Origin of the sequence: Maribacter luteus, assembly GCF_009674825.1 — a bacterium.
GTDB classification, from domain to species: domain Bacteria; phylum Bacteroidota; class Bacteroidia; order Flavobacteriales; family Flavobacteriaceae; genus Maribacter_A; species Maribacter_A luteus.
Map to the genome: position 1 here is coordinate 390146 of NZ_WKJH01000030.1, position 26474 is coordinate 416619.

13 protein-coding genes are annotated in these 26474 nt (G+C 37.6%); all 13 read right to left on the bottom strand.

Annotation, left to right across the window (positions count from 1 at the left end; genetic code table 11):
• Positions 1–452: 452 nt before the first annotated feature.
• The 13 genes from GJ691_RS18925 to mobB all read right to left on the bottom strand — a co-directional run bounded on the left by GJ691_RS18925 (position 453) and on the right by mobB (position 26471).
• On the bottom strand, positions 453–1862 hold the full coding sequence (locus GJ691_RS18925; RefSeq protein WP_246200228.1) for an endo-1,4-beta-xylanase: 1410 nt from the start codon (positions 1860–1862) through the stop codon (positions 453–455).
• Positions 1863–1933: 71 nt separating this feature from the next.
• Entirely contained in the window at positions 1934–3064 is a 1131-nt protein-coding gene (locus tag GJ691_RS18930; RefSeq protein WP_154369841.1) for an IPT/TIG domain-containing protein, read from the bottom strand.
• 9 nt (positions 3065–3073) lie between these two features.
• Positions 3074–4591 carry a RagB/SusD family nutrient uptake outer membrane protein gene (locus tag GJ691_RS18935; protein WP_154369844.1) on the bottom strand — a complete coding sequence of 506 codons (1518 nt, stop codon included), beginning with the start codon at positions 4589–4591 and terminating at the stop codon, positions 3074–3076.
• Between the two features lie 20 nt (positions 4592–4611).
• Positions 4612–7764 carry a SusC/RagA family TonB-linked outer membrane protein gene (locus GJ691_RS18940; protein ID WP_154369846.1) on the bottom strand — a complete coding sequence of 1051 codons (3153 nt, stop codon included), beginning with the start codon at positions 7762–7764 and terminating at the stop codon, positions 4612–4614.
• Between the two features lie 37 nt (positions 7765–7801).
• Entirely contained in the window at positions 7802–10480 is a 2679-nt protein-coding gene (locus GJ691_RS18945; RefSeq protein ID WP_154369847.1) for a glycoside hydrolase family 3 protein, read from the bottom strand.
• Positions 10481–11062: 582 nt separating this feature from the next.
• The gene (locus tag GJ691_RS18950; protein ID WP_154369850.1) at positions 11063–15241 is read right to left on the bottom strand and encodes a hybrid sensor histidine kinase/response regulator transcription factor; all 4179 of its coding nucleotides are present in this window, start codon (positions 15239–15241) and stop codon (positions 11063–11065) included.
• 1279 nt (positions 15242–16520) lie between these two features.
• Entirely contained in the window at positions 16521–17504 is a 984-nt protein-coding gene (locus tag GJ691_RS18955) for a bile acid:sodium symporter family protein (RefSeq protein WP_154369852.1), read from the bottom strand.
• Positions 17488–20577 carry an efflux RND transporter permease subunit gene (locus tag GJ691_RS18960; protein WP_154369853.1) on the bottom strand — a complete coding sequence of 1030 codons (3090 nt, stop codon included), beginning with the start codon at positions 20575–20577 and terminating at the stop codon, positions 17488–17490. The genes GJ691_RS18955 and GJ691_RS18960 overlap by 17 nt, the downstream gene beginning before the upstream one ends.
• Before the next feature lie 22 nt (positions 20578–20599).
• Positions 20600–21694 (bottom strand): efflux RND transporter periplasmic adaptor subunit, encoded by a 1095-nt coding sequence (locus GJ691_RS18965; protein WP_154369855.1) that lies wholly within the window; start codon positions 21692–21694, stop codon positions 20600–20602.
• Between the two features lie 81 nt (positions 21695–21775).
• Entirely contained in the window at positions 21776–23083 is a 1308-nt protein-coding gene (locus tag GJ691_RS18970) for a TolC family protein (RefSeq protein WP_154369857.1), read from the bottom strand.
• 84 nt (positions 23084–23167) lie between these two features.
• Positions 23168–24529, bottom strand: a complete 1362-nt coding sequence (locus GJ691_RS19875) for an ATP-binding protein (protein WP_154369860.1) — start codon at positions 24527–24529, stop codon at positions 23168–23170.
• Entirely contained in the window at positions 24526–25203 is a 678-nt protein-coding gene (locus GJ691_RS18980) for a response regulator transcription factor (RefSeq protein WP_154369862.1), read from the bottom strand. Before GJ691_RS18980 ends, GJ691_RS19875 begins: the two co-directional genes overlap by 4 nt.
• A 245-nt stretch (positions 25204–25448) precedes the next feature.
• A complete protein-coding gene (gene mobB, locus GJ691_RS18985; protein ID WP_154369864.1) occupies positions 25449–26471 on the bottom strand; it encodes a MobB family relaxase in 1023 nt (340 codons plus the stop codon).
• Positions 26472–26474: the final 3 nt, after the last annotated feature.

The window sequence follows — 26474 nt, forward strand, 5'->3', positions numbered from 1 at the left end:
TTAACCTGGGATTTTTTATTCTTTGACTTTAAAAGCCGTTCTTTTTTGAATCCAGGAAATAATCAGACAATTTAAAAATTATACAGTCCCACTTTTTTTAATCGCTTTTTTCTCTAAAAACAAAGAATCCCAATACTCCAATCTATTTTTCACCCTTGTAATTCAGTATTGGGCTAAAGTAAATGTTCTACACATTTTTTTCGTGAATGGGAAAACAAGGTTGATTTTTTTCTAAAAAATGATTTAAGTAATGCAAACACATTGTGTAATGGAAATAATCCCAAAAACCTACAACCCGCGTTATCATGTATAGAAAATGTAAACCAGTACAAGAACGTAGTGTTTTAGGTATAATTCATTTAAACCGACATAACTAATGCTTTAAAAAACCATGACGCATAAAAAATCGCCTGAAAATTTCTTTTCAGACGATTCTCCAAAACTAACAAAACTTATTCTAACCCCTCTAAAAATCCTGTATGAGCGCTTTTAATCTCAAATTTATCATTATATAATAACGGCCAGTCATTTCCCGGATGATTAAGATCGGTACTATAAGGTATCCAAGATTCATTATCTTTAAAACCCCACACTGTCAAAGCATATTTATTTGCCTCAGGAAGCGCGTTATATATTTTAACTATTTCTTTAAACTTTTCCTTTTGAGCCAATGCCCTTTCCGCTGTTAGGTAAGTGATATCATTATTTTGGTTCACTTGAATATCCAACTCGGAAATATGTACTTTCAAGCCTAAGGCAACAGCTCTATTAATGTCTGTCTCTATTTGTTCTTTAGTAGGACTTAAATACGTATTATGCATCTGAAAACCAACACCATCAATAAGATTACTTGTCTTTAAATCATCTACGATGTTGAACATTTTATCCTGTTTGGGTATATTGGTTGAAGTGGCATAATCATTATAGAACAATAACAAGTCAGTATCACCGGCTGCAATTGCAGCATCTCTCGCCCATTGGTAGCAATCTTTAATGTAATCAGGACCCATTTTTTGGAGAAAAATAGTATTCCTCATATTACCATTGTCATCAACGGCCTCATTTACTACATCCCAAGAACTTACTTTTCCCGCATAACGGGTAACCACGTCGGTGATGTATTTTTTTACTTCCAATGCGAACTCAGCATCCGTACCCGAAAAATTAGATAACCAATCGGGGACGGCATTATGCCACACTAAAGCATGACCATGAACATTTATTCCGTTGTCATTTCCGTAATTAACTATTTTATCGGCAGCGTCCCAATTATAAGACCCACTCCCTGTGGAAATAGGGTTCATTTTCATTTCATACTCAGCCGTAATGCTGCTAAATTCATTTTTGAGCACCACATCATAAGCACTCCCCTCCGTTAATTGATTCGATTTAACCGCTACACCAACAAAAAAAGGATTTTCCAAAGCATTTGCTTTAACCTTAAGAAAAGTAGGGTCTTCAGATTCTTCAGGGGCGACCCCTGTTGTTGTAACTGTTATAACATTTGAATTATTGGTAATTTCCGTGCCTTTTTTTGCCCGTACCCTGTAAAAATAGGTTATACCAGGTGAAAGTCCAGTAATTTCAGCTGTACTTCCACTCTTTTCCAGAGCATTATACCCCGTAATGAAAGTTGAAAAACTGTTAGATGTTGAAACATCGATCAAATAGCTTTCCGCTTCAGGTACCAAAACCCAATTTGCATCAAAAGATGTATTGCCAATATTACTTGCATTAGAGGCAAACGGGGTTGCTAAAACGACTCCCGGTTCAGGAGAAGGGTTATCTTCATCTTTACTGCAACTCAACAGTAATGCAAACGCCATAAAAATGGCGACTCCAAGTATCTTTGTGTTATTCATAATCATTTTTTATTTAAAAAAAGGTTACTATTTTTTATTTAGTAACCTTTTATTCTACTCTATAAATTGGGTTACTCTTCTACCCTGAATTTAATGTCATCAAATTTCACACTTGAAACAGTACCATTATTAGGTAAAGAGACCTTAACCTGTAATACACCGGACGGATCGATTTTTTCTGTATCCGTGGCAGCATTACCAGGGTTATAACCAGATCCAAATTGATCTAATCTAGCTGTAACTTCTTGCCATCCACTTGTTTCAAGGGTAAAATTATACGCCCAATTATCTAGAATTACATCAAAAGACGTACCTGCAACGGCATTTACCATCATTTTGAAGGTGGCTTTAGATGCGTCAGTAGCGGAACTGGGTAAAAATGCGCCAGCCTCATTATTTTGGCAACCATTATACCCATTTGCTGTTGCTCCATTATAATCATATTGGGCACAATTACCGGTTTCACCTTCAGCGGTCACAGACAAATCACCTGCATCACCATAAAATCCCCAAGTACTAGTGTACAAACCATTACCATCAAAATCTTCAAACAAGTAATCTACAAATCCAAAATTGATATCAACGAATGTAGTGTTTCCGATACCAGGACCCGGCTCCACGATTGCAGTACTTCCCGCATCGGTCGTAATAACAACATGTTGCCCTTTGGTTGCATCAGTAGGCACTATAAAGTACATTTCTTGATCCGAAACCAAATTATACTCTATGGGTTCCCCTCCGAAAGTCACTGATTGAATACCTATAAACCAACTTCCTTTTATAGTTACCTTTTCGCCAAGTTTAGGATTGGGTATACTTAAGTTCCCAAAAACAGGTGTAGGTTGTATAATGTTAATTTGAGAATCAATTTCCCCATTTGCCGTGATGAACTTTATTGGTTGAACCCCAAAATTATATGGGTTTTCAAAATCATAATTAGGTATATTGAAAAAGATCGCATTATCAGAATTTAAATTCGGATTAAAAGACACCTCCAATGTATTGTCCAGAATAATTTTTTCCAAACCAGTTAAATTTGTTCCTTCAATCTTAAGCAACTCACCAGGTGTACCTGATGCATTTGGGCTTGACTGTGAAGAAAAAGTAGCTATTGTCGGCATTTCGACCTCATCTTCTGAACATGAAAATAACGTAAGGGCAAAAACTGCCGAAACTAAATATATTTTTATCAAATTTTTCATAATTGTAGTTTAAAAATTAAAAGGAACCGGTTCAGCTGTCAAATTCTCATTGATACTTATGGCACCGGATGGTAGCGGCATAGTGAAGAAATCATCTGTTGGTGTTATTTTAATGGAAACCAACTCGGTTCTGGCATCGTCACCGTAGAAACCTCTTTCTTGGGCCGCAATTTCTGCCAATGCATCCGCTCTATTTCTACGTTGTAGATCAAAATAATATTGCCCTTCCAACAAAAATTCTATTCTTCTTTCTTTAAATAAACTCGCTTGGGTTATAGTACTTACCGAACTTAAACCGGCACGTGAACGCACCCTATTAAAAGCAGATAGCGCTTCACTGTCAGAGGTAGATGCATTGGCCCCTAATTTGGCTTCGGCCATCATCAATAGAACATCTGCATATCTTAACATATTAGTGTTTTGATCTGTTCGCATAAAACAAACATTATATCCATCATCTGCCGAACCCACAATATATTTTCTAAAGTTCAATGCTGTCTGTGAAGGAAGTTTGTTGAACGTATAACCGCCTTTTTTGCTTAATAGTTCAGGATATACATCGCCTTCTATCATTATGGATGGTTTTCTTCTCTTATCTCCATCTTCATACAATCCTGGCAAATCAATGGTAGGCATATAAGACCCCCATCCATCTCCACCTCCGGTTATACCGGAACCCGATGGTACTATAAAGGCTTGTTCGGTATTTTGAGTGCCCCATTCATTACAATTTACCGTCCATTGTAAAGAGAATAAACTCTCGATGCTATTGTTATAGTTTGGGTTGTTGAACAAATTTCCGTAATCTTCAAGCAAATCGAACTTGCCACTTTGAATGACCCCTCTACATAAATCTGCAGCCTCATCATATTTTTTTAAATTTAATTTCACTTTTGCCAACATACCCATGGCAGAGTATTTCCCAATTCTTCCCGTTTTTGGTTCGGTCGTCAATTTTTCTGCGGCATCTGCCAAATCCATCTCGATGAATTTATAAACATCGGACTCTAAATTCCTCTTGGAATTTATCCCATCGGAGTTTTCGTCAAAAATCGGAACGGGGCCCCAAATTCTGACTAAATAATAATAGGCGGTGGCCCTCATGAACTTAGACACCCCAATACCTTGGTCATAAGCATCCTCGGGGATATTATCTTTATCCCTGATTAAATCCTGCATTAAGGAATTAGATTGGTTCACTACTGAAAACAACGCTGTCCAATTACTATTAAGAACGGCATTATCATTCAATACTGATGCTTCTGCGAATGGTCTGAATTCACCATCGTTGGCCCATACATTGCCTGCATAGGTGTCTCCTTGGGTTATCATACCCTTAAAATTATAATCAAACCATCCTTTTGTATATAGGCCGTTTTGAATTCCTTCATATGGGGAAGCTCCCGGAGGTAAACAGTCTACGCATAATGAATTCTCAGATCTAAGCTCGGTAAAGTCATCTGAACATGATACCATGACAAGAATCACGGTCAATAGCATCAATGCCTTTTTTATTTGTTTTTTCATAATAATCAATTTTAACTTTATTAAAATGTTAGATTAACACCTAAGGTTATTGTTTTTGCCAATGGGTATCTACCCACGTCTAAACCTGCAAACCTTATATCCGAATTTCTGCTTCCAATTTCCGGATCTAGACCGGAATACTTGGTGAAAGTGAATAAATTCTGTCCTGAAAGGTAAAGTCTAGCTTTCGTAAAGAGGTTAGTTTTACTTAAAAACTCAGGACTTAAGTTATAACCCATAGTAATGTTTTGGATTCTAATGTAGGACCCGTCCTCTACAAAGCGATCCGAAACACGTGTGTTTGAATTACCGTTCGCTAAATCAATTCTTGGGATATCGGTGTTTTGGGCAATATTCGCAGCATCATCCAAAGTAACACCATCCGGTAAATAATTTACGACAAAATGATCTAGGGCATCAGTGGATTGATTTTCTCCCAAGAAACGCAATGCTTCTGTATAAAACCTATTTTGATTATATATTTTGTTACCATAAGATCCATTAACCACAACACTTAAGTCAAAATCCTTATAAGTAATGTTGTTGTTTACGCTAAAAGTGAATTTTGGAAGAGCCGATCCTATATACGTTCTGTCGTCAAGTGTAATTTCACCATCGTTATTTAAATCTTTGAATTTAATATCACCTACACTAGTTTTACCTGGAACTTGAACGGCGCTTTCATCAACTTCTTGTTGGGTCCTGAAAATACCATCTGTAACATAACCGTAAATTTGACCTAATGATTTTCCTTCTTCAACATAGCTATACAATAATTCGCCATCTGACTGTGGAATATTGGCTGTCAATGGTTTTGTACCATCATAGAATTTGGTCAATTCGTTGGTGTATGTTGAAAATATGAAAGTGGAATTCCATGAAAAATCATCTGTTTCGTAATTTCTTGTGTTCAATTTTATATCAATACCCCTATTGAGCATTTCACCTACATTCTCATATGGCAGAACCCTTCCTGCTGTTCTATCATCAGCTGGTCTTTGAATTAATAAATCTGAGGATTTCTTTTGATATAAGTCTAGATCCAATCTAATGGCATTATCCAACAAACCGATTTCCAAACCAATATTCGTTGATTTCAAAGTTTCCCATTTAATATCTGGGTTGCCATCTACAGTGTAAACATAGGATAGTCCACTTGATGAAGGAACTGCAGCAAATTGTGTTTGGTATAAAAAGCTAGGAATGTTCTGGTTACCTACTTCTCCATACCCAGCTCGTAATTTCAAATAATTTATGGGACCTGATGAAGATTTCATAAAATTTTCATTTGAAATGGTCCATGCTCCTGAAATTGCTGGAAAATAACCCCATTTATTATTTGGTCCAAAATTTGAAGACGCATCAGCCCTCATAGAAGCAGTTAAATAATATTTACTATCATAGTTGTAGTTGGCTCTTGCAATGTACGATTGCATGGCCCACGCGTAGCTTTGGTTATCTACCTCTGAGGTCGATTTTAAACCCAATACCAAATTATCAAATTCATTATTCCCTTCTAAATCCCTTCTAGAACCTCTTAAATACTCAAAATTACTTTTTTGCCTTTCCTGACCTAAAACTACATTTATATTATGTTTGTCCAAGGCCTGGCTGTATGTTAAAAAGTTCTTGGCCGTCCAATAATAACCTTGATCTTGCTGTTTAAGCGAGGAGTTCACTTCATTTGCAGCTGTACCTATGTTATCATATGTTGGAATAAATACCCTTCCGTCCCCAGCATTCAAATCATATCCTAATTCACTTCTAAAAGTCAAATGTTTCAAGAATGAAATCTCTGCGAATAAATTCCCGTTTATTTTGAATTTTTTATCCAGATTGTTAACATATTCCGAATAGGCTACTGGGTTTACCGCTTCATAATTGTTCGAGGCACCATTTACGCCACCCCCAGGAGCACCATAACTGCCGTCTGGGTACCTAACTGGAACTAAAGGACTTAAACGTAAAGCCGAAGAAACGATACCTCCCCTATCGTCGTTCTTCACTATACGTTGCTTAACATTACTCAAGGATATATTGTTTCCTATCTTAAACCAATCATTAACTTTTGTCTCTATATTCAAACGCATCGAAATTCTCTCAAAATCGGTATTTACAATAACACCTTCTTGCTTAAAATAGCCTAGGGACGTATAATATCGTGTTCCGTCTTTTTCACCTGAAACCGCAAGTTGATTATTTGTAACCAGAGCACTTCTAAAAATTTCCTTTTGCCAATCTGTACCTTTACCCAACAAACTGGGATCTTTAAATATAAAAGGAACATCCCTATTATCTGATTTCAATAAATCACTTGTATATTGGGCATATTGCTGCAAATCCATCATGTCATAGTATTTGGCAACACTTTGAATACCCGTATAATTATCGAAAGAAATGGTAGCTTTACCTCTTTTACCTTTTTTTGTTGTTATCAATACTACACCATTTGAACCGTTTGCCCCATAAATGGCCGTGGCCGATGCATCCTTTAAAATATCAATAGATTCAATGTCGGACATATTTAAACCGGACAAAGCTGAATTTACATTTTGGCCAGAACCACCTCCTGTAGCTGCTCCCAAATCTAAAGATGTATTATTTCTATCTGCAAAAATTGGAGTACCATCTATAACATATAAAGGCTCATTACCATAAAGTGAAGTTATACCTCTAATCTTAATTGAAACACCGCCACCTGGAGCTCCGGAGTTTTGAGAAACCGTAACACCGGCAGCTTTACCGGTTAAGGCTTGGTCAACAGAAGAAAAAGGCTGATCTTTTAACTCATCTGCGGAAACAGAGGCAATAGCCCCCGTTAAATCTTTTCTTTTAGAAGTACCGTAACCAATCAATACTACTTCATCCAATTTCGATGCATCTTCCATTAAAGTAATGTTCATTACATTCTTACCGATAAAAGGGATTTCTTGAGTTGCAAATCCTAAATAACTAAAAACAAGTACACTATTTGCTTTTACATCGTTAATGGCATATTTTCCGTCAAAATCTGTTGAGGTTCCATTTGTAGTGTTTTTTATAAGAACATTTACCCCGGGCATCGGAACACCTGCCTCATCTGTAACTAAACCAGTGACCGTTTTAACCTGTGAAAAGGCATTTTGCATACATAACATTACGAATGCAATACCTAATAGTTTTAATTTTATCATATTAAATAGTTTGAGTTATTAATTAAGTTAATTTAAATCATTGTTTCAATGATATTCTTTTTGTCAAAACACTTGTTGAATTAGTATCTGAAAGACCTTTAAAACCTGGTTGTTTTCCTCCTATGCTTATCACTAAAACACCAGCCTCCAATTTAGACTTACCATCTGCATTAATTATAGCGTACTGTGTTGGACTTATTGAGTATTTTAGTTTTTTTGTTTGGTTAGCTTTTAAATGAATTCTTTCAAAAGCCACCAAAGTCCTTATGGCTTCATTTGGCCTACCTTCATGGGAAATGTACAATTGCACTACTTCATCCCCATCAATAGCTCCAGTATTTTTAACCTCAACACTCACTTCAATATCACTACCGGTACTTACCATATCTTGAATATTTAAATTCGAATATGTGAAATTCGTATAACTTAGACCATGGCCAAAAGGAAACAATGGGTCTCCTTTAAAATATTTATAGGTTCTGTTCTCCATATTGTAATTTTTAAAATCTGGCAAATCATTCACAGACTTATAAAAAGTTACAGGCAGTCTACCTGCAGGGTTATAGTCACCAAACAAAACATCTGCAATTGCATTTCCACCGAATTCCCCAGGATACCAGGCCTCTAAAATGGCTGGAACATTGTCTGCTGCCCAATTAACGGCCAAGGCACTGCCGTTCATTAAAACCAATATAGTTGGCTTGCCTAATGCTTGGATTTTTTTCATTAACTCAATTTGAGTTCTAGGAAGTTTGATTTCTGATCGGTCACCTTTATCAAAACCTTCTAATTGAACGGGCATTTCTTCACCTTCAATATCTGGGGACAATCCCAAACAGAGCACCACGACCTCGGATTTTCTGGCAGCATCAATAGCCGGCGTTAATAAATCCTGGTCCATTTTGGCCCACACAAATTGCGCTTGGGGATCTACGTGATAGTTGTAATATTCTATTTTGATGTCATGGATCTGCCCTTCTTTTAAATCGATATCAAAATATTCGGTTTTTGGCCTATGGTCGTCACTAAATTCAAACTTCAATTCATTATCAAAATATAATTTACCGGCACTACCTGCCCTAAGGCCTATTCTATATTTTCCTGTTTCATTTGGCACCAATTGCCCTGTCCATTTAGCTGAAAAATCATCTGCATTCAAGTTTTCCAAAGGTCTTTCCAACGTCCAAATAAAATCAACTACGCTATCGTTTCTAATGAGTTCTGGAGTTCCTTCCCAATTTCTATTTTTAAAATATTCGCCTTTCAACCCTTTACTTGCACCATTTCTAAGTACTGAAGATGGTATGGTATGGAGCATGGGCCAACCAATGGCTATATCACTTCCTAATGCATAATTTATAGTAGCACTGGGTAACTTATCGGCAATTGCCTTTAATGGTGTGTTGTAATTATTTGGTGTGCCGTTATAATTGCCTAACAAAGCTGGTTTGGAATTTGCGTTGGGTCCTATTACGGCAATGGATCTTACATTTTTGTTTAACGGCAGTATATTGTTCTGGTTTTTCAACAAAACCATTGATTCTCTCGCGATTTTCTTTGACAAATCATAATGTCCTTTACTAGCAACAACACTGTACGGGATTTTTGACCATTTTACGTCTTTCTCGGGATCGAACATCCCTAATTTAAAGCGCGCCGTCATCAATCTAGTGAGTGCCAAATCTATTTTATCCTCATCTACCATTTTCTTAAGGACTGCCTCTTTCAAATTAGGGTCATAACAATCTCCACAATTCAAATCCGTTCCTCTAGAAACAGCCAAAGCACTTGCCTCTTCCGGGGTTTTTACAAGCTCGTGTTTCCCAGGCTCCCAAAAATCATTAATCGCCCAACAATCGGAAACCACATACCCATCAAAGCCCCAATCATCACGTAGAATTTTATGTAACAATAAATTACTACCACAACAAGCTTCATCCCTAAAACGATTGTAAGCACACATTACGGAATGCACATTGGCTTCTTTTACGGCAGCTTCAAACGCAGGTAAATAGGTTTCAAACAAATCTTTGTCAGAAGTTTGGAAATTATCCTCATGTCTTGATTTTTCCGGTCCGCTATGCACGGCAAAATGTTTTGCCGTTGCTACTACTTTCAAAAATTTAGAATCGTCCCCTTGTAGTCCCTTTATATAATTAACACCCATCCTACTGATCAAATATGGGTCTTCACCATAAGTTTCCTGTCCACGTCCCCATCTTGGATCCCTGAAAATATTGATATTCGGTGTCCAAAATGTCAAACCTTGATAAATACCCCTTTTACCTTCAGAAATGAATTTATAGTGTTTTGCCCTAGCTTCGTCAGAAACAGCTGTACCCATTTCAAAAAGAAGAGGTGCGTTCCAAGTAGCACCCATACCAATACCTTGGGGAAAAACCGTAGCTTCACCTGCTCTCGCAACCCCATGTAAACATTCATTCCACCAATTGTACTCAGGAATCCCCAACCTGTCAATTGCAGGAGCATCATAACGCATTTGGGAAACTTTCTCCGTAAGCGTCATTTGATGTATTAAATCCTGGACACGTTCTTCAATTTTCAATGATGGATCTTGAAACTTAAATTCGTAAGAGGGGACCTCTTTTTCATTTGTTGTGCATGAAGAAAAGAATAGCAATGCGATGACTAAAATCAAACGAAAGCTTGCCAAACAAACCACAAATTGTGTTCCTCTATTTCTGTTAAAATTCATTTTATAAGGTTCTTTAAAACTAGGGATGATTCTTTATAAGTAATCGAAAATAAGTGAAAGTAAAAACAACATAAATATTATAATCAAGACCTCTATCCAGATTCTATTTTTTGCTTTTTTTGGTGCTATCATTATTGATTACTGAAAATGTATTAACAAATGTAAATTGCGACCAAAGCTTTTACTAGGACTTATAAAGCAAGTATTAGAAGAATTGTTGCAACAGAACCTTTTAAACACCAAACGCAACATAAGAGACAAGGATCGCTACATTTGTTATAGTAAAGATGCAAAATGCATGAAGAATATATAAAACACAAACAGTTTATCGAAGACTAATGCGTAACCTTCCTTAAAAACGGGACATCTTAAAACTTTAAATTCCTAATTAGAATTTTAAGTGTACGCTAAAAAAAGTAATTTGACATAGCACCAAATCAACAACGAAAAAACAAGAGAACCAACAGGATTCTGAAATACATTACAGGCTTGATAAAGGAGGGTCGTTTTGGAACAGATAATATGTTTTATAGGTCCATGTCCGGATTGTCAAGTTATGACCGGAATCTAAACGAGAGGAGGTCATTTGGTATTAGATTCTATATCTGTTGGCAATATCCCAAAATAAGCTTTGAAACACTTAGTGAAATAGGAAGGTGAAGAAAACCCAACTTTACAACAAACCTCACCCACAGTTACACTTCCGCTTTCAAGCAACTTCTTAGCTCTTTGTAGTCTTATTTTTCTTAAAAACTCATTAACTGTTTGCCCAGTTAGGGTTTTAATTTTTCTATAAAGCTGACTTCTACTTAGATTTAGTTCTACTGCTAAAGATTCTACACTCAAATCAGTATCGTCCATGTTTTCATTAATATAGCTTAACACTTTCTCAATAAACTCTTTATCAATAGATGTTGAGTTTTCATAATCCTTGGTTCCACTTATTTCTCCAAAATACTTATCAAAAATTAATTTTCTACTTGTGATTAGTTGCGATAAACGAAGTTTTAACAACCTCATATCAAAAGGCTTTACCATGTATGCATCCGCACCATACCCAATCCCCTCAATTCGGTCTTCTATCCTCGTTTTAGCAGTAAGCATCAATAAAGGGATATGACTTGTGCGAATATCCGTTTTAATGATTCTACAAAAATCAAAACCATTCATTTCTGGCATCAAAACATCTGTCATAATCGCATCAGGAATCACCTCTCTAGCTTTTTCCAAACCTTCTTTACCGTTGTTCGCCACTAGAACTTCATAATGTTTCTTCAGTTCATTCTTTAAATAATCCCTAAGTTCAATGTTATCCTCAACTATTAAAACAGTATTGGGTTTAAGCGCTTTTTCTTCTAATGAAATATCATCTCCAGAAGGTTCAGAACCTGTAACTGAAACATACATATCTTTCAAAGGAATCGCAGTAGTAACTTCAGAAAAAATTTCATTTTCAACAAAATGATTTTTGCCGGCTGGCAACAGAACCCTAAAGGTAGACCCCTCTCCCAATTCACTCTCAACTTCAATTTTCCCTTTATGTAACCGAACGAAATTTTGAACTACCTCAAGACCTATCCCTGTTCCTCCATAGTAAGTTTTATTCAAGTTTTCTACCTGATAGAATCGCTCGAATATTTTATTGATTTGATTCTTTTCTAAGCCCGGACCTGTATCGGAAATAATAATTTCCACAACTTTAACAGGCTTCGCTTCATCGACCAATGGCAAGATACATAAATCATCTTTAGATAAAATATCGATATTTATAGCTCCGCCATCTGGTGTTACCTTCATGGCATTGGAGAGTATATTGAAAATAATCTTTTCCAACATACTTTGGTCAGCCCAAAGCGGAATAATTGGCACATCCGCATCTATAACTAAATGTATATTTCTTTTAGAGGCTTCTTCCTTAAAGTAGCTGATGATTTCTTTAGTGAAATTAACAAGGTTTAATTCTTGAGCCTTAATCGTCATTTTATTTAGCTCTAATTTTCTAAAATCCATCAATTCATTGATGAGCCTATAAAGTCTATAAGCGTTCTTGTAAATAACATTGTGTTTTTCCTTTACCCGTTCTGGCAACTTTAACTTCTCATCATAAATGATATCCTGTAAGGGGTTGATCATTAATGTTAATGGTGTTCTAAATTCATGGGAAATATTAGTAAAGAACTGGGTTTTCTTCTCATGTAATTCATCCTCTTGAATTCTTTGGATTCTTTCATTTCTTAATAATTCTTTTTCTTTGATACGCCGTTGGGCTACTAGGTTCAGTACATAAGACGCACCGAAAAACATCAGAACGTACAATAGAAGGGCCCAATTGGTCTTCCACCAAGGTGGCAAAACAATTATTTTCAGTTCTAACGGTTCATCATTCCAAACACCATCATTATTAGCTGCTTTTAACTTAAAAACATAAGTCCCCTTATCTAAATTCGTATAGGTTGCACTTCTTAACCCTCCAACATAATTCCAAGATTCTTCTAAACCTTCCAAATAATAAGCATATTGGTTTTTTTCCGGTCTGGTATAACTTATTCCTGAATACTCTATGGTAAAAACAGATTGGTTATGGTTTAGTTCTATTTCTTCGGTTTCGGCCAAAACCTCCTTAAGAGGGGAACCTTTTTTAGCTGGTAAGACTTCTTGATTAAACAACTTAAGCCCAGTAAGGTATAATTTCGGAACGATTTTATTTAAACTGATATCCTCTGGATTAAAAAAATCAACTCCTTTATAATTCCCGAAATACAAATATCCTCTCTTATCTCTATAAACGGCATTAAAGTTAAACTCATTAGACAAGAGTCCATCGTTTAATGTAAAGTTGGTTATTTCATTATTTTTTAAATTTAGCTTTGAAAGTCCTGAATTCACAGTGACCCATAAATTCCCCTCTTTATCCTCAATAATATTCGATATACTTTCCTCTGTGAACTCATACAATTCATTATACCATTGAAATTTCCTTTCCTCAGTATAACGACATAATCCCGAGCCTCTGGTACCAAACCAAATTGAACCATCTGAACTTTCATATAATGACAATATATGGTTTGCACTTTTTTTATTTCTATTACCATTTGCTTCTTTATTTGAAACAAAATCGACTTGGAATTCAGTTTTTCTGTCATTATTTATTCTAAACACCCCCTCGGTAGTACCGACCCAAACATTATTCTTGGAATCTACCAACACTTTCCTTACGGCATTTCCAATTAATTGGTTTTTTGGAAAAGGTGGCATATATTGATTTACAAACTCTTCATTTTCAGGGTCATACCTAACAACCCCACCATGAAAAGTCCCTATCCAAATGATTCCATCTGAATCTTCGTCAATACTTAAAATGCTATTGGCATCAAGATTAGGTGTATTCTCTGAATTATAATTGATAAACTTTTTAGAACCGTTTTTCAATAAAAACAAACCATTATTCCAACTGCCAGCCCAAATATTTTTCTTGCTATCAATAAAAAGGGTTTGAATATCCAAGCTGGTCAACCCTGAATAACCATTGGCGCTTGCTTTATTAATATGGTCAAATTTGTTCGTTTTGGGGTGATAAATATCTATACCACCACCGTCCATACTTATCCAATAATTCCCGTTTTCATCTTGTTCAATAGCCGTAACAGATGAGAATTGTAGGGAATTAGGGTTACCTGGTACGCTTTCCAAACTATTAAACTTATCATATAATTTGTCATAAACTGCTACCCCACTATTATAATACCCCATCCAAATTCTTTCGTTTTTATCAACGAATAAAGACCAAATTGAATTTGATTTTATGCTATCCTTATCTGTTTTATCTAATGTATATTTTTTAATTACCGAGCCATTTTGATTTAGATGTATCAACCCAGCATTTTCAGTTCCAATTAACAACGTCCCATCGGGGATTTGAATCATTGACAAAATTCGTTTATTGGTGATTTCATAATGATTTAAACTAAAGGACTCTTGGTTACCACTATTTGAAATAGACGCTCTATATAATCCATTTTCAAGTGTGCCAACCCATATATTATTTGAATTATCCAAAAATAATGACTGAATGGATTCATCTATCGAAACAATCCCTTGTTTAGAGGAATAAAAACATTTTTTTAAAGTGTTGGTTATACTATCATATTCCAAAAGTCCTATATTGGAGCCTGCATATACTTTTCCTTTATCGCTTACCTGAATACCATTGATATTAATATAACTTAATTCAGAATTGACACCATCGATAGGTATTTGTTCAATTATCTCACTGTCTACATTAAATTTATAAAGGCCATTTTCAAAAGTTCCGATGAATATATTGCCAGATTTATCCGAACCCAAGCTACTAACGGCAACAGAAACATTTTTAATCTTGTTTATCCTATTTATTGGGATTTTCTTAAATCTATCATACTGTCTATCATATAAATTAAGCCCATCTTCAGTACCAATCCATAATCTATTTTCATAATCCAAATGGGAACAATAAATAATATTACTGATTAAAGATGTTGAGTCGTTAAGTATATGTTTGTAAGAAAGATAATCAGCACCGTCAAACCTATATAATCCGGCGCCGTTGGTCCCTATCCATATAAAACCGTCTTTATCTTGGGTAATACTAGGTACGGCTACCTTGGAAATACCATCTTTTAAATTAACAAAATTGAATTCCTTAAAGCCTCCTTGCCCCCATATCTGCAAAGTAAAAAAGAAGTAAAAAATTAGATGTCTGTATATGTGACTATTAAAAATCATTCTAGAACTTAACTTTTATTGCGAGCTAAATGTAGCATTTTTTGTGGCTATTAATCAATATTATTGAAATTCTGTTATCATGTTTAAAATATAATATCTTCTCTCAAAACCCAATAAAGATACAATCTAACATTTTGTCAATGGCCGTTGACCATCTAGCATTTGTAGTTTCAATATAAAAATAGATTATCCTACTCCATTTTTCCTGAATTGCCTGTACTTCCCTTATAACATTTTGGCTTTAAATCTCATGGTAGTTAGTTTTCCTTTGACATTAATTTTCACATAATTAATGGTGTGTTTTTTTTATCCCAGTGTGCCCCACCTATACATTATATTCTGAAGATTGCTGTTCTTTATGCCTTTGGTCGTTTGTCAAAAATCGCATTATCCCCAAATACTAGTCAAACGTCTTTTAAAATCCCTCAAACCGAAAAACCAAATATTCAATTCCACCATTTAGACTAATATATTTGTAAAAATAAATCCATTCTCTGATTTGTTATCTTAACAGAATTATGAAATTCTAATCAAACTATTATAAATGTAAAAAGCCAGTATACCGAATGATCTACAGGCTTAATAATTTTAAGTAATATACCTTCGTTAGGATTACAGGATTTACAGAATCCTAAAATCCCTCCCTGAAAATATAAAAGTGGAGACAGGCGCCTTCCGCCTTTTTTTGCTTCCCATGTCGCCCAAACAGCGTTTGGCTCCATTGGAAACTAAAAAAGTGATTTGCTTTGGCAAATCACTTTTCTACTTGGTCGGGATGACTGGAAGAAAGTGATATTTTCAACTTACTAACAGTCAATACCTTATACTGTGTCCTAATACTGATTAACCGAACTCTAAACTGTCTATAAATCAGCACATTCAGAGGCAAAACTTATAGGTGTTTTGTAGAGTAAATGTAATGAAATTCATTCAAAAGATTTTAGAATCACTTCGGTTTAATGTTTTCCAGCAAACTATTGTTTAGTAAATCTGGTAAGAATCGAATTCTTTCCGTTAACCTCTAGTTTTATTGAGGTTTGCGCTTTTTAATTTCAAAATGTTGCCGATTTGTGAACTTTTACATTCAATTTGACTTTCGTCATTTCAAAGACGAACAAGCGGAATTAAATGTCTGATTTTGAAATGGAAGACTTTAAAATCATCTTACAATCTAATTGATAACAAATTGTTGAAGTTTATATTTAATCAACTTTGCACTATTTATAAACTGTTCAATTATACTCCATAGAAACAATTTATTGGAAATCAAAACACTAAACTAATTCAAGTTAGGTTGGATGGAATTCTCCCTTTTTTTGGCAATGATACTTAGAACAAAGATCTGCACAACATGAAATAACATAAGCGGAAGTAAAATTATTCCTATGGGCATAGAGGCCGGGAACAAAATTTTGGAAAAAACTGTTCCGTGTACAAGTGATTTCTTTGTACCACAAAATTGGGCCGCTATCTTATCTTCTCTATTGAACCTAAGTTTATCGGCAATGAACCCAATTACAAAATAAATTAGAAAAAACAAGCCCAACACTCCAACATAAATCAATACAAAATCTTTGATGTCTACAGAGCTGAACACTTTATCTTCAAACGAATGCACGAAGCTCTTGTAGACAATCAGCAAAATGACCGATTTGTCAAACAAAGTCAGATAAGAGCCATATCGGTCCGCATATTTGCTCAAATATCTGTTCAGGAACAACCCAAGTATAACAGGCAAAAGGATTTCTGTGAGGAGTTTTACATAAACGTTCAACAAATCAAAGTCACCTGCCCGTTGTTCCAAAAAGATTCCCATCCAAAGCGGGGTGACCATTATCCCGATAAGTCCCGAGATACTTGCATTAAAAATGGCCGCAGGAACATTTCCCTTGGCCAAAGAAACCATCACCACCGAAGAGGAAACCGTAGAGGGCAATGCTGCCATGAATAAAAAGGCCAACCAAATTTCACTGCTCCCTGCAGAAACCAAGAAGGGATAAAAGGCCAAAACAATCAAAGGAAAAAGTAAAAAGACAGAGATTTGCACCAATAGGTGCAGCCTCCAGTTCCTTAATCCAGTCCTAATTTTCTCCAGACTGAGCTTGAGTCCATAAAAAAAGAAAATAAAGGAAATGCCCACACTAACAATACTATCCAAAGGAACTTGACTGTCTCTGCTTCCCAATACAGGAAAAAAGTAGGCCAACATAACTACAACTATGATGGCCAACACAAAACGGTCCAATTTAATCTTTCTGATCATTTTTATAGGCGTAATGGAATATTTGTGGCAAAACAGTCAATGCCAAAATCATACAGATCAACAGTCCTCCTACAATCATAATAGCCAAGGGTTTTTGTATTTCAGAACCCATTCCAGTAGAAAGCGCTGCTGGCAACAATCCCATAGAACCCATCAGGGCTATCATTACAATTGGTCGAATTCTACTATGGACACCGTTTGAAATGGCATCCTTGAGTTTCGATTTTCTTAGGTTTTCCTTCATCACCGCAATTAATATGATACTGTTGATTGTGTTTACCCCAAATAGAATAATGAATCCGATACCCGCTGAAATACCAAACACTGTTCCCGTAACCCAAAGGGAAAGAAACCCACCCACAAAGGCGTAGGGAATGGTGGATGCTGCGATCAGGGTATCCTTTATGGTGCCAAAATTGAAATACAAAAGAAAAAGTATGAGTATTAAAACGGCCGGAACAATGGCCGCCAACTGACCTGATGCCCGTTCCTTACTTTCAAACTCTCCTGCCCATTCCATTTTATGTCCTTCGGAAAGTTGTACCTCACGCCCCACTTTTTCCTGGGCCTCGGCTATGGTACTACCCAAATCCCTTCCTTCAATACTGAACCCTACTGCAATATAACGGCTACTGCCTTCTCTATAAATAAAAGTTGGACCCGTTAAATATTCGATTGTGGCTATCTCATGCAACGGAACTTTTTTACCGTTCATAGCGGGAATAAGGATATCCCCAATCTTGGTCTCGTTGTCTCTGTATTCTTTAGAAAAACGGATGCGCACATCGAACATGCGCTCATCCTCATAAAATTTGGTAGCGGCTCTACCCCCTATCGCCATTTCAATTACCGCCTGAGCATCGGTCATATCGATTCCATAACGGGCCATTTTACCTTCATCCAGTTCTACGCGCAACTCTGGAAGACCAATGTTCCTATATACGTTCAAATCGGTAATACCGTCCACATATTTTAAAGAGGCGGCGACTTGATCTGCATATTTTTCCAGTTCAATTAGGTCCTCGCCAAAAATTTTCACGACCAAAGAACTTTTAACACCGGCCACATATTCTTCCACATTGTCCTGAATGGGCTGACTGAATCCGAAAACTATCCCAGGATAGGTCTCTAGGGAAGTCCTCATCTCATCTATTAGCCCATCCTTTCCAATATTTCGGTCCCATTCGTCTTCGGGGTATAGCTGAATGTGGAACTCAATGTTGAAAAAGCCAGTTGGGTCGGTACCATCATTGGGTCGGCCTACCTGGTTCAGTACAAATTTGACCTCTTTGAACTCCCTGATCTTGGACTTCATTTCCTTGGCCAAACGTGTCGATTCCTGAAGGTTGACACTATTGGGCAATGTTGCCCGCACATAAAGTGCACCTTCGTTCAATTTTGGTATAAACTCGGTACCATAGAACATAAATCCGGTGCCGCTGATCAAAATCAAACCAAGAAAGGCGGCAATCGTAGCTTTCTTGTGTCGATTACTGAACAGAAATAGTTTGAACAGGTTATCTTTAAAGAACCTGGATATCATATTTTCTCGTTCCCTAATGTTTTTTCGCAGCATTACCTTGCACATCGCGGGCACATAGGTGATGCTCAATATCAAAGATCCCACCAAAGCGTAACCCAATGTAAAGGCAAGTGGAGAGAACATTTTACCTTCCACCTTTTGAAACGAAAATATGGGGATAAGTGCCACGATAAGAATAAGCTGGGCAAATACGATATACCCTGCAACACTTCCAGCACTTTTCTTTATAAGCCCCATTTTGCCCATCACATTAAATCGGGCCATACCCAATTGATGCGCCCGCTTTTCCATGGCCACAAAAACGGTCTCCACGATCACCAAGGTTCCTTCCAGCAATAATCCAAAGTCGATGGCACCCAAAGAAATTAGGTTGGCAGGAAGTCCTTGGATCCTTAACATGATTATCGCGAACAAAAATGCCAAGGGTATTACCGAGGCAACGATTACCGTACTTCTCCAATTGAAAAGAAAAATAAACACGATCAATGACACAAAAAGGATACCTTCCACCAAGTTCTTGCTCACAGTATGCACTGTTGCGTCCACTAGCTCGGTACGGTCTATGAAAGGCTCTATTTTGATGTCCTTTGGAAGTACATTTTCGTTGAGTTCCACAATCTTGTCCTTCAACCGTGGAATCACGTCACTGGGGTTTTCCCCACGAAGCATCATTACTATCCCCTGCACCAAATCGTCCTCATCCTGAAATCCGACCTGTCCCAATCTGGGTTTGGAGGATATTTCTACACTTGCCACATGCTTAACCAAAATGGGCACCCCGTTTCTTGCTTCTATCAAAATGTTTTCGATGTCCTCTCTCTTTTCCAAAAGACCAACTCCCCTCACAACATAGGCTTGGCTTCCCCTTTCGATCACATCACCACCTACGTTCACATTACTTTTGCCAACGGCTTCAAAAACATCCAAAGGAGATAGATCGTAACTCGCCAGTTCGGTTGGATTTATGCGGATTTCATAAATCTTTTCCTCACCACCAAAACTGATGACATTGGACACGCCTGGCACGGATACCAGTTCTCTTTCGATGACCCAATCCTGAATTGCTGTTATTTCTTTGATGGGCCGGTCCCCTTTTACCACATATCTGAAAATTTCCCCTGTTGCACCCGAAGGTGGCTCAATCTCCGCGTCGGCTCCCGAGGGCAGGTCAACACCTTGCAGTCGGTTTGCAGCATATTGCTGTGCGAAAAAATCATCGGCATCGTCATCAAAAATTACCGTGACCACCGATAACCCAAAAAGTGAAATGGAACGCACATCCGTTTTTTTAGGGATGGTGTTCATTTGTTTCATTAAAGGTAGAGTAACAAATTTTTCAACTTCCTCGGCGCTTCGCCCGGGCCATTGGGTTATGATCCGTGCCCTGGTATTGGTAACATCAGGATAAGCCTCAATAGGTGTATTTATGTAACAGATAACCCCAACGATGGCCAAAAGGGCCGTCATAAAAAATACGATAATGGAGTTCTTGAGCGAGAACGCTACGGTTCCCTGTATTAATTTCTTCATGCTTGCTTCTTCTTGATCCTATTTAGAAGTTCTTAAGTTGTTCGAAGACCAAAAGCTGGTTGCCCGATATGATCTGTTCCCTTTCCTTGATACCGTTTTTTATGTACAAGGTTTCGTCATTACTTGCCAAGATTTCAACTTTGCGGATCTCGACATCACAATCGGATTGATAGACCAATACAAAGTATTCGTTGTTGGAAAAAACCACATCTTTGGTGGTAAGGGCTACTTCTGAAGCATCCAATTGCTTTTGTGCAATGATATCCACCAACATACCGGGTTTTAAGAACCCATTGGCGTTATCCAGAATGATTCTTGCTTTCATTACTTTGGTTTCCTCATCCAAGACTTTTGGAATCAAGGAGATGGTTCCATCAAAAGAAAGATCTGGATAAGACACCGAAGATATCTGCACCTTCATGCCCGTCTTGATTTCATTAATGTTGGTGGCATACACATTGGCCATGACCCATACATGGTCCACTTCGGAAATGGTAAACAGCACCCCGCTGTCGTCCGATATCTGTTCGCCCTTATTGATGGATTTTGATGTAATATGTCCACTTGCGGGAGCCTTGATCAGAAAAACGCCTTTTTGGGTGCTAGCGCTGTAAAGTTCTAGGTTGTTGCCCACCTTTTCCTTTTCGGCTTTTAGAGATTCCAACTCACTTTGAACTTCCAGCACATCCCTTTCTGAAGAGACTCCATCATTAAATAGCTCTTCAGTGGAACGCAACCTTCTTTCGAAAACCTTTATCTGGGCGTTCAAAGTGGCCAATTCTGCTTGCAAGGAACTAAGTTCCGAACTTTTGAGTTCTGCCAATACTTGGCCTTTGGTCACCTCATCACCCAATGAAAAATGGGTATTGACCACCATTCCATTCACCAGGCTTTCGAACTGGAAAACTTTATTAGGATCCGCCTCCACATTACCCGTCAGGTGTATATTTTCCAGCACTTTTTCCTTTTTTACACTTTCCAAGGTTACCTTTTCCTTGAAATTTTCCTTTAGACAGAAATTTTCCGTCCCTTTTGGTTGTGCATCTTTCTCTTTATCTGCGCAATTGGAAAAAATTCCAGCGGCCAGAATCATCAAAATATATTTGCTCTTTTTCATTTTTTATCTCAAAAACTTGAATGGTTAATGGTTTGATATGTATAGGGGTCAATCATGGTGACCCTGTTTATTTTGATTGGGTTAATCGAACACGAATAGTTCACTGCCCAAACTGAAGTTGAGCTCTTCTATTTTGTGGTTGACTTCTTTTGAAGCTCCGAAAACCGTTGCCCTGTTTTCCAGATAGGCATCCAAAAAATCCAAATATTCCATAAGACTGATGTTCCTGTTCTTGAGATTTTTGGTGTATGCCGGCAAAAGGGTCTCCAATGATAGGTCCTGATTGTTCTGGACCGCACTTTGCAATTGTAGGGCATTGCCCAGATCTTTGAGCGCTTGTTGAACTTCGCCCCCGATCTGGTTGTTTAATTGATGAGCTTTTATTTTGGATTGCTCCACTTCCAATTCGGCTTTTTTAATATTGCCTTGGTTTCGATTAAAAAAGGGTAGGTCGAGAGAAATACCGAACCCGACAAAATCGAGCATGGTACTACCGTTACGGTCATAGCCAGCGCTGAAGGTTACATCCGGTGCCCTTTGCGATTTTTCATAAGCATACATTTTATTGGAATAATCCTGCTCCAAAAGCGACAACTTTGCATCTGGTCGTTCTTCCCTTGCCTTCTTTATTAATTCATCCACAAGCAAAAGACGCGAATCATCGATTTCCCTTTCAAAACCTTTTTTGGACAAAACAAGATTTGTACCTGGGTCCAAATGCATCAATACATTTAATTCTTTCTGAATTTGATTGGCCTCCACTTGAAGCTCGTAAAGGTCCTTTTGTATTTCAATCTCTTGAAGTCTAAGGCGTGCATATTGACTCTTGGAAATGTTTCCGGCATCCAATTGACGTTCGTAAGCAGTAGTAAGCTCCGAAATAGAAGAAAGCAAATTTTCATGTGCTTCCAGTATGGCTTGGTTGTACTGCAAGTCGGTCAACAAATTTCTGAATTCCAATTTTAAATTCCTAAGGAGGTCTTCAAAATATTGCACCGACATTTCAACGGTGACCTTTTCGAGTGCCACCAGTTTTTTTCGCTTTCCAGCTGTCTGTACCAACTGCTCAACAGAAATGGCAAATTGTTGGTCCCTACCAGTAAATCCGTCCCAAAGGGGCGGTGAGGTCTCAGCTCCGCCTGTTTGTCTATAGGTTGCCCAAAAATTTACCTCGTCCAAGGTAAAATTTGGGTTCGGCCATAATTTTGCCTGTTTCACCGCGGCTTCAGCTTTTGGTATATTTAATTTTTCGGCTACAAGGGAAAGGTTCTCTTCTAGAAAAATGGTCTCGCATTCTGTACGGTCCAAATAAATTGTTTCTTGCGCATGGGTAAAGTTTAAGGCGACAAGCGTTGCCAGAATGCCACAAAATCGGAATCTCTTTGCCATTGAATAGGATTATTGAATGCGCAAATGTGTTCCAACTCACCTTAAAATTGGCTTAAAGCAAATAAAAATTACCTTAAGGTAGAATTACAGACTCACTGTAAAAACATTTTGCCCTGGCTTAGGAGATGCATATGTAATGCTTCCAGAATGAAGTTCCAAAATACGTTTGGTTAATGCCAGCCCCAATCCATATCCTCTTTTCTTTTGGCTGTTCCCACCTCTAAAAAAGTGGGTGAACAAGTGCTTTTGTTCCTCTTCGGTTATAGACTTGCCATTATTGGCAATTGTAATCTTGAGTTGTTCGGGGTCTGAACAATCCATTTTTATTTGGGCTGTTTTACCCATGGAATAGCTAACGGCATTGTTCAACAGATTACCGAATGCCTGTCTCAGTAATCTTTCATTTCCCAAAACAATCAAACGCTCTTCGTAAATCTCTTTTGGATAATATTCTACCTCAAATTCAAAATCCGGGCTTATAGTATTGATCTCGGAAATAATATCGAACAATAATTCATCGACCCGTATGGGTTGGGACTGGTTAAAATCCCCAGTTTCGTACTTTGTTATATCGAGCAGAATATTAATTGTGTCCCCAAGTGATTTTACCATAATTATCTGCTTATCCAGACTGGCACGTACCTCATTAAGGTCATCATTTTGCGTCAACCTTTCCAATTCGGACAATAAGACTGCCAATGGTGTCTTAAGTTCATGTGATATATGCTGTACGGAATGTTTTTGGAACGAAAATGCCTCTTGGGTTCTTTCCAACAATTGATTGAACTTTTCTGTTAGGTTACTGAGTTCATAGGAAGAATCGTCCTTTGCAAAATTCATGGGCATTTTATCCGTAAGACTCATATGCTTCAAGTTCTCTGCAAAGCTTGCAATAGGGCCAGAAATTTTCTTGGATAAATAAAATGAAACCAAAAGGACCACAATAGAAATGACTATAAATATGGAAAAGAGCAAATTTCTTAGGTAATTCATTTTATCATACCCAAAGGCATCATATGCTTTACTAATTGCATAATATCCAGAAGAATCATTTTCAAGATAAACCCCAATAACATCATAGTTATCCTCCTTGCCCTCCAACCAATTTTTATTCGGAGACAGCATTGAAAGTATGGAATCTATATTTTTGACAGACAAATTATCCAAACTGGAAAAAATGGGTCTTTTATCCACATCAAAGACCAAAAGCTTTTCATCATAAAAATCGTTGATATCCTGTTCATCCAACAATAAGGATACTTCCGCGCTCAATTCCTTGTATCGGTTGATAAGCTTCAACGTATACTGGATTTTCCCATACTGTTGTTGCTGGAACTGTTCTTCCCTATATTCAGAAAAAAGCAGGAAAATTATGGCCATGGCAAAGGCCACCAATACGATTACGGTAGATGAAAAATAGATGAGTATTTTGCTTCGAATCTTCACTCAGTTTCTATATAATAACCATAACCTACTTTGGTTCGAATGGATTTTTTTCCGAAAGGTTTATCAATCTTGTTCCTTAAAAAGTTCACATATACCTCTATAGTATTGGTATTCACATTTACCGATGTACCCCATATCCCCTCTATCAATTGCTCCTTGGTAACAATTTCTCCCATATTCTTGCCCAACATGCACAAAATTTGGTATTCCCTTGGGGTCAGATTGATCTCGGTATTGGAACGTTCAACACTTTTCTTCGATTGATCTATTACAATGTCGCCCATTACAATCTGCTTTGAGTCGCCTTGTTGAGGTGCAGAACGGCGTATTAAAGAATGTATCCTAAGGGTCAATTCCCTCATAAAAAAAGGTTTGGTAAGATAATCATCGGCTCCACAATCATACCCGTGTATTTTGTCTTCCAATTCATCAAAAGCAGTAAGTATGAGCACCGGTGTGCTCGAATTATATGTTCTGAAATCCTTACAGATTTCAAATCCATTCTTTCCTGGCAAGTTGATATCAAGGACGATACAATCAAATTTTTTCTGCCGCAACATTCTCACGGCCAATTGCCCATCAAAAACAAATTCGGTCTGTATGCCTTCAGCGTTTAGTGCTCCCCTAATATTTTCATTCAAGAGTGGGTCGTCCTCTATGATAAGTACCTTCATTGAAACAAAATTAGTAAATCAGATTATTGATTAACTAATCAAGTAAATTAATACTAAAAAACATTTCAATTTATCGAGACTCTTCCTGTTGCAATTAAGAAAGCGAGCGAAAACATATTTCGAGTTGCAAGCGACCCAAAATCTTACCCCCAACTTTTGCGCATGGATCCTGTCGGGTTTTTGTAGTGTTCCGGTAGATAAGCGTATAGCAAAAACCCGGTAGGGCGCAACCTACTTTTTGGATTTCAGTAGCCCATATCCTCACCTGTGCCCCTAGCCATATTGATACCCCTCCCTTGTGCCTTGATGATTTTGGCTGCCATTTGCACTTTATTGGTCGGAATACTGGGAGCTTTGACCCCCATTGTCTGAAGTAGTTTAAAGGCGATATCCTTTTCCTTGGTGGGCAGTCCCATGACCTTGGCAAAAAACTTCCCCGGTTCCTTGGCATGGGCCTTTCTACCAACATAGGATTCCACATAGTTCCTTTTAAAGCCAGTTGTCCTGTCAAAGGTCTTCTCGGCTGCTTGGTAAAAACTGTCCCGGTCAAAACCTCTTTTTACCATCTTTCCATTCAGTTCCTCTTCGGAGGCCTTGTGCTTGGCCATCGGGGAAATCGTATAGGTGTTCGTCACGTCCCTTCTACTGACGATGATATGGATATGGGACTGTGGACCCTCTTTTTTCATTCCTGCGGCCACCAATTGCCCGTTCTGTTTATGTGGTGTCAATCTTTCTTGCTCTTTGATCATTTTTTCAAGCTCCTTTACATTCCCGATGGATTCGCCCCTTTCCACTTTCCGTATCTCGTTCCTGAGCCTTGCTATCTCACCTCTGTAAGGTGCATTCTCCTGAACCTGCCTGTCAAAGCCCCGATAGGTGCGTTCATGTTCGATCTTGGCGTAATATTTTAGGTTCTCGGCCTTGACCCCTTGGTTGCGATGGAAACTCTTGGCGTAGTCCTCCATCAGTTTCCTTGTATATTCCCTTAGCAGATTTGGGTCATTGCCTATGGCCTTCAGTTCCCTTTGGTTGGGACTGACCACTATGGAATAGAACTTCGGGTCTTTCTGTCTCAGTTTGGCAGTATTGGCATCTATTTCATCGATGACCGTTTGAGGGCTTACGCTGTCATTCTCTTGGTCAAAGAATTGCTCCATTTGTTCGGGCAACCTATCCTCGTTTTCCTTTTCTAGATAGTCCACATAGTTCCCTACACTGGAGTTGTAGGTACTGCCCATTTTCTGTGCCGAGATGGTAAGATACATGGT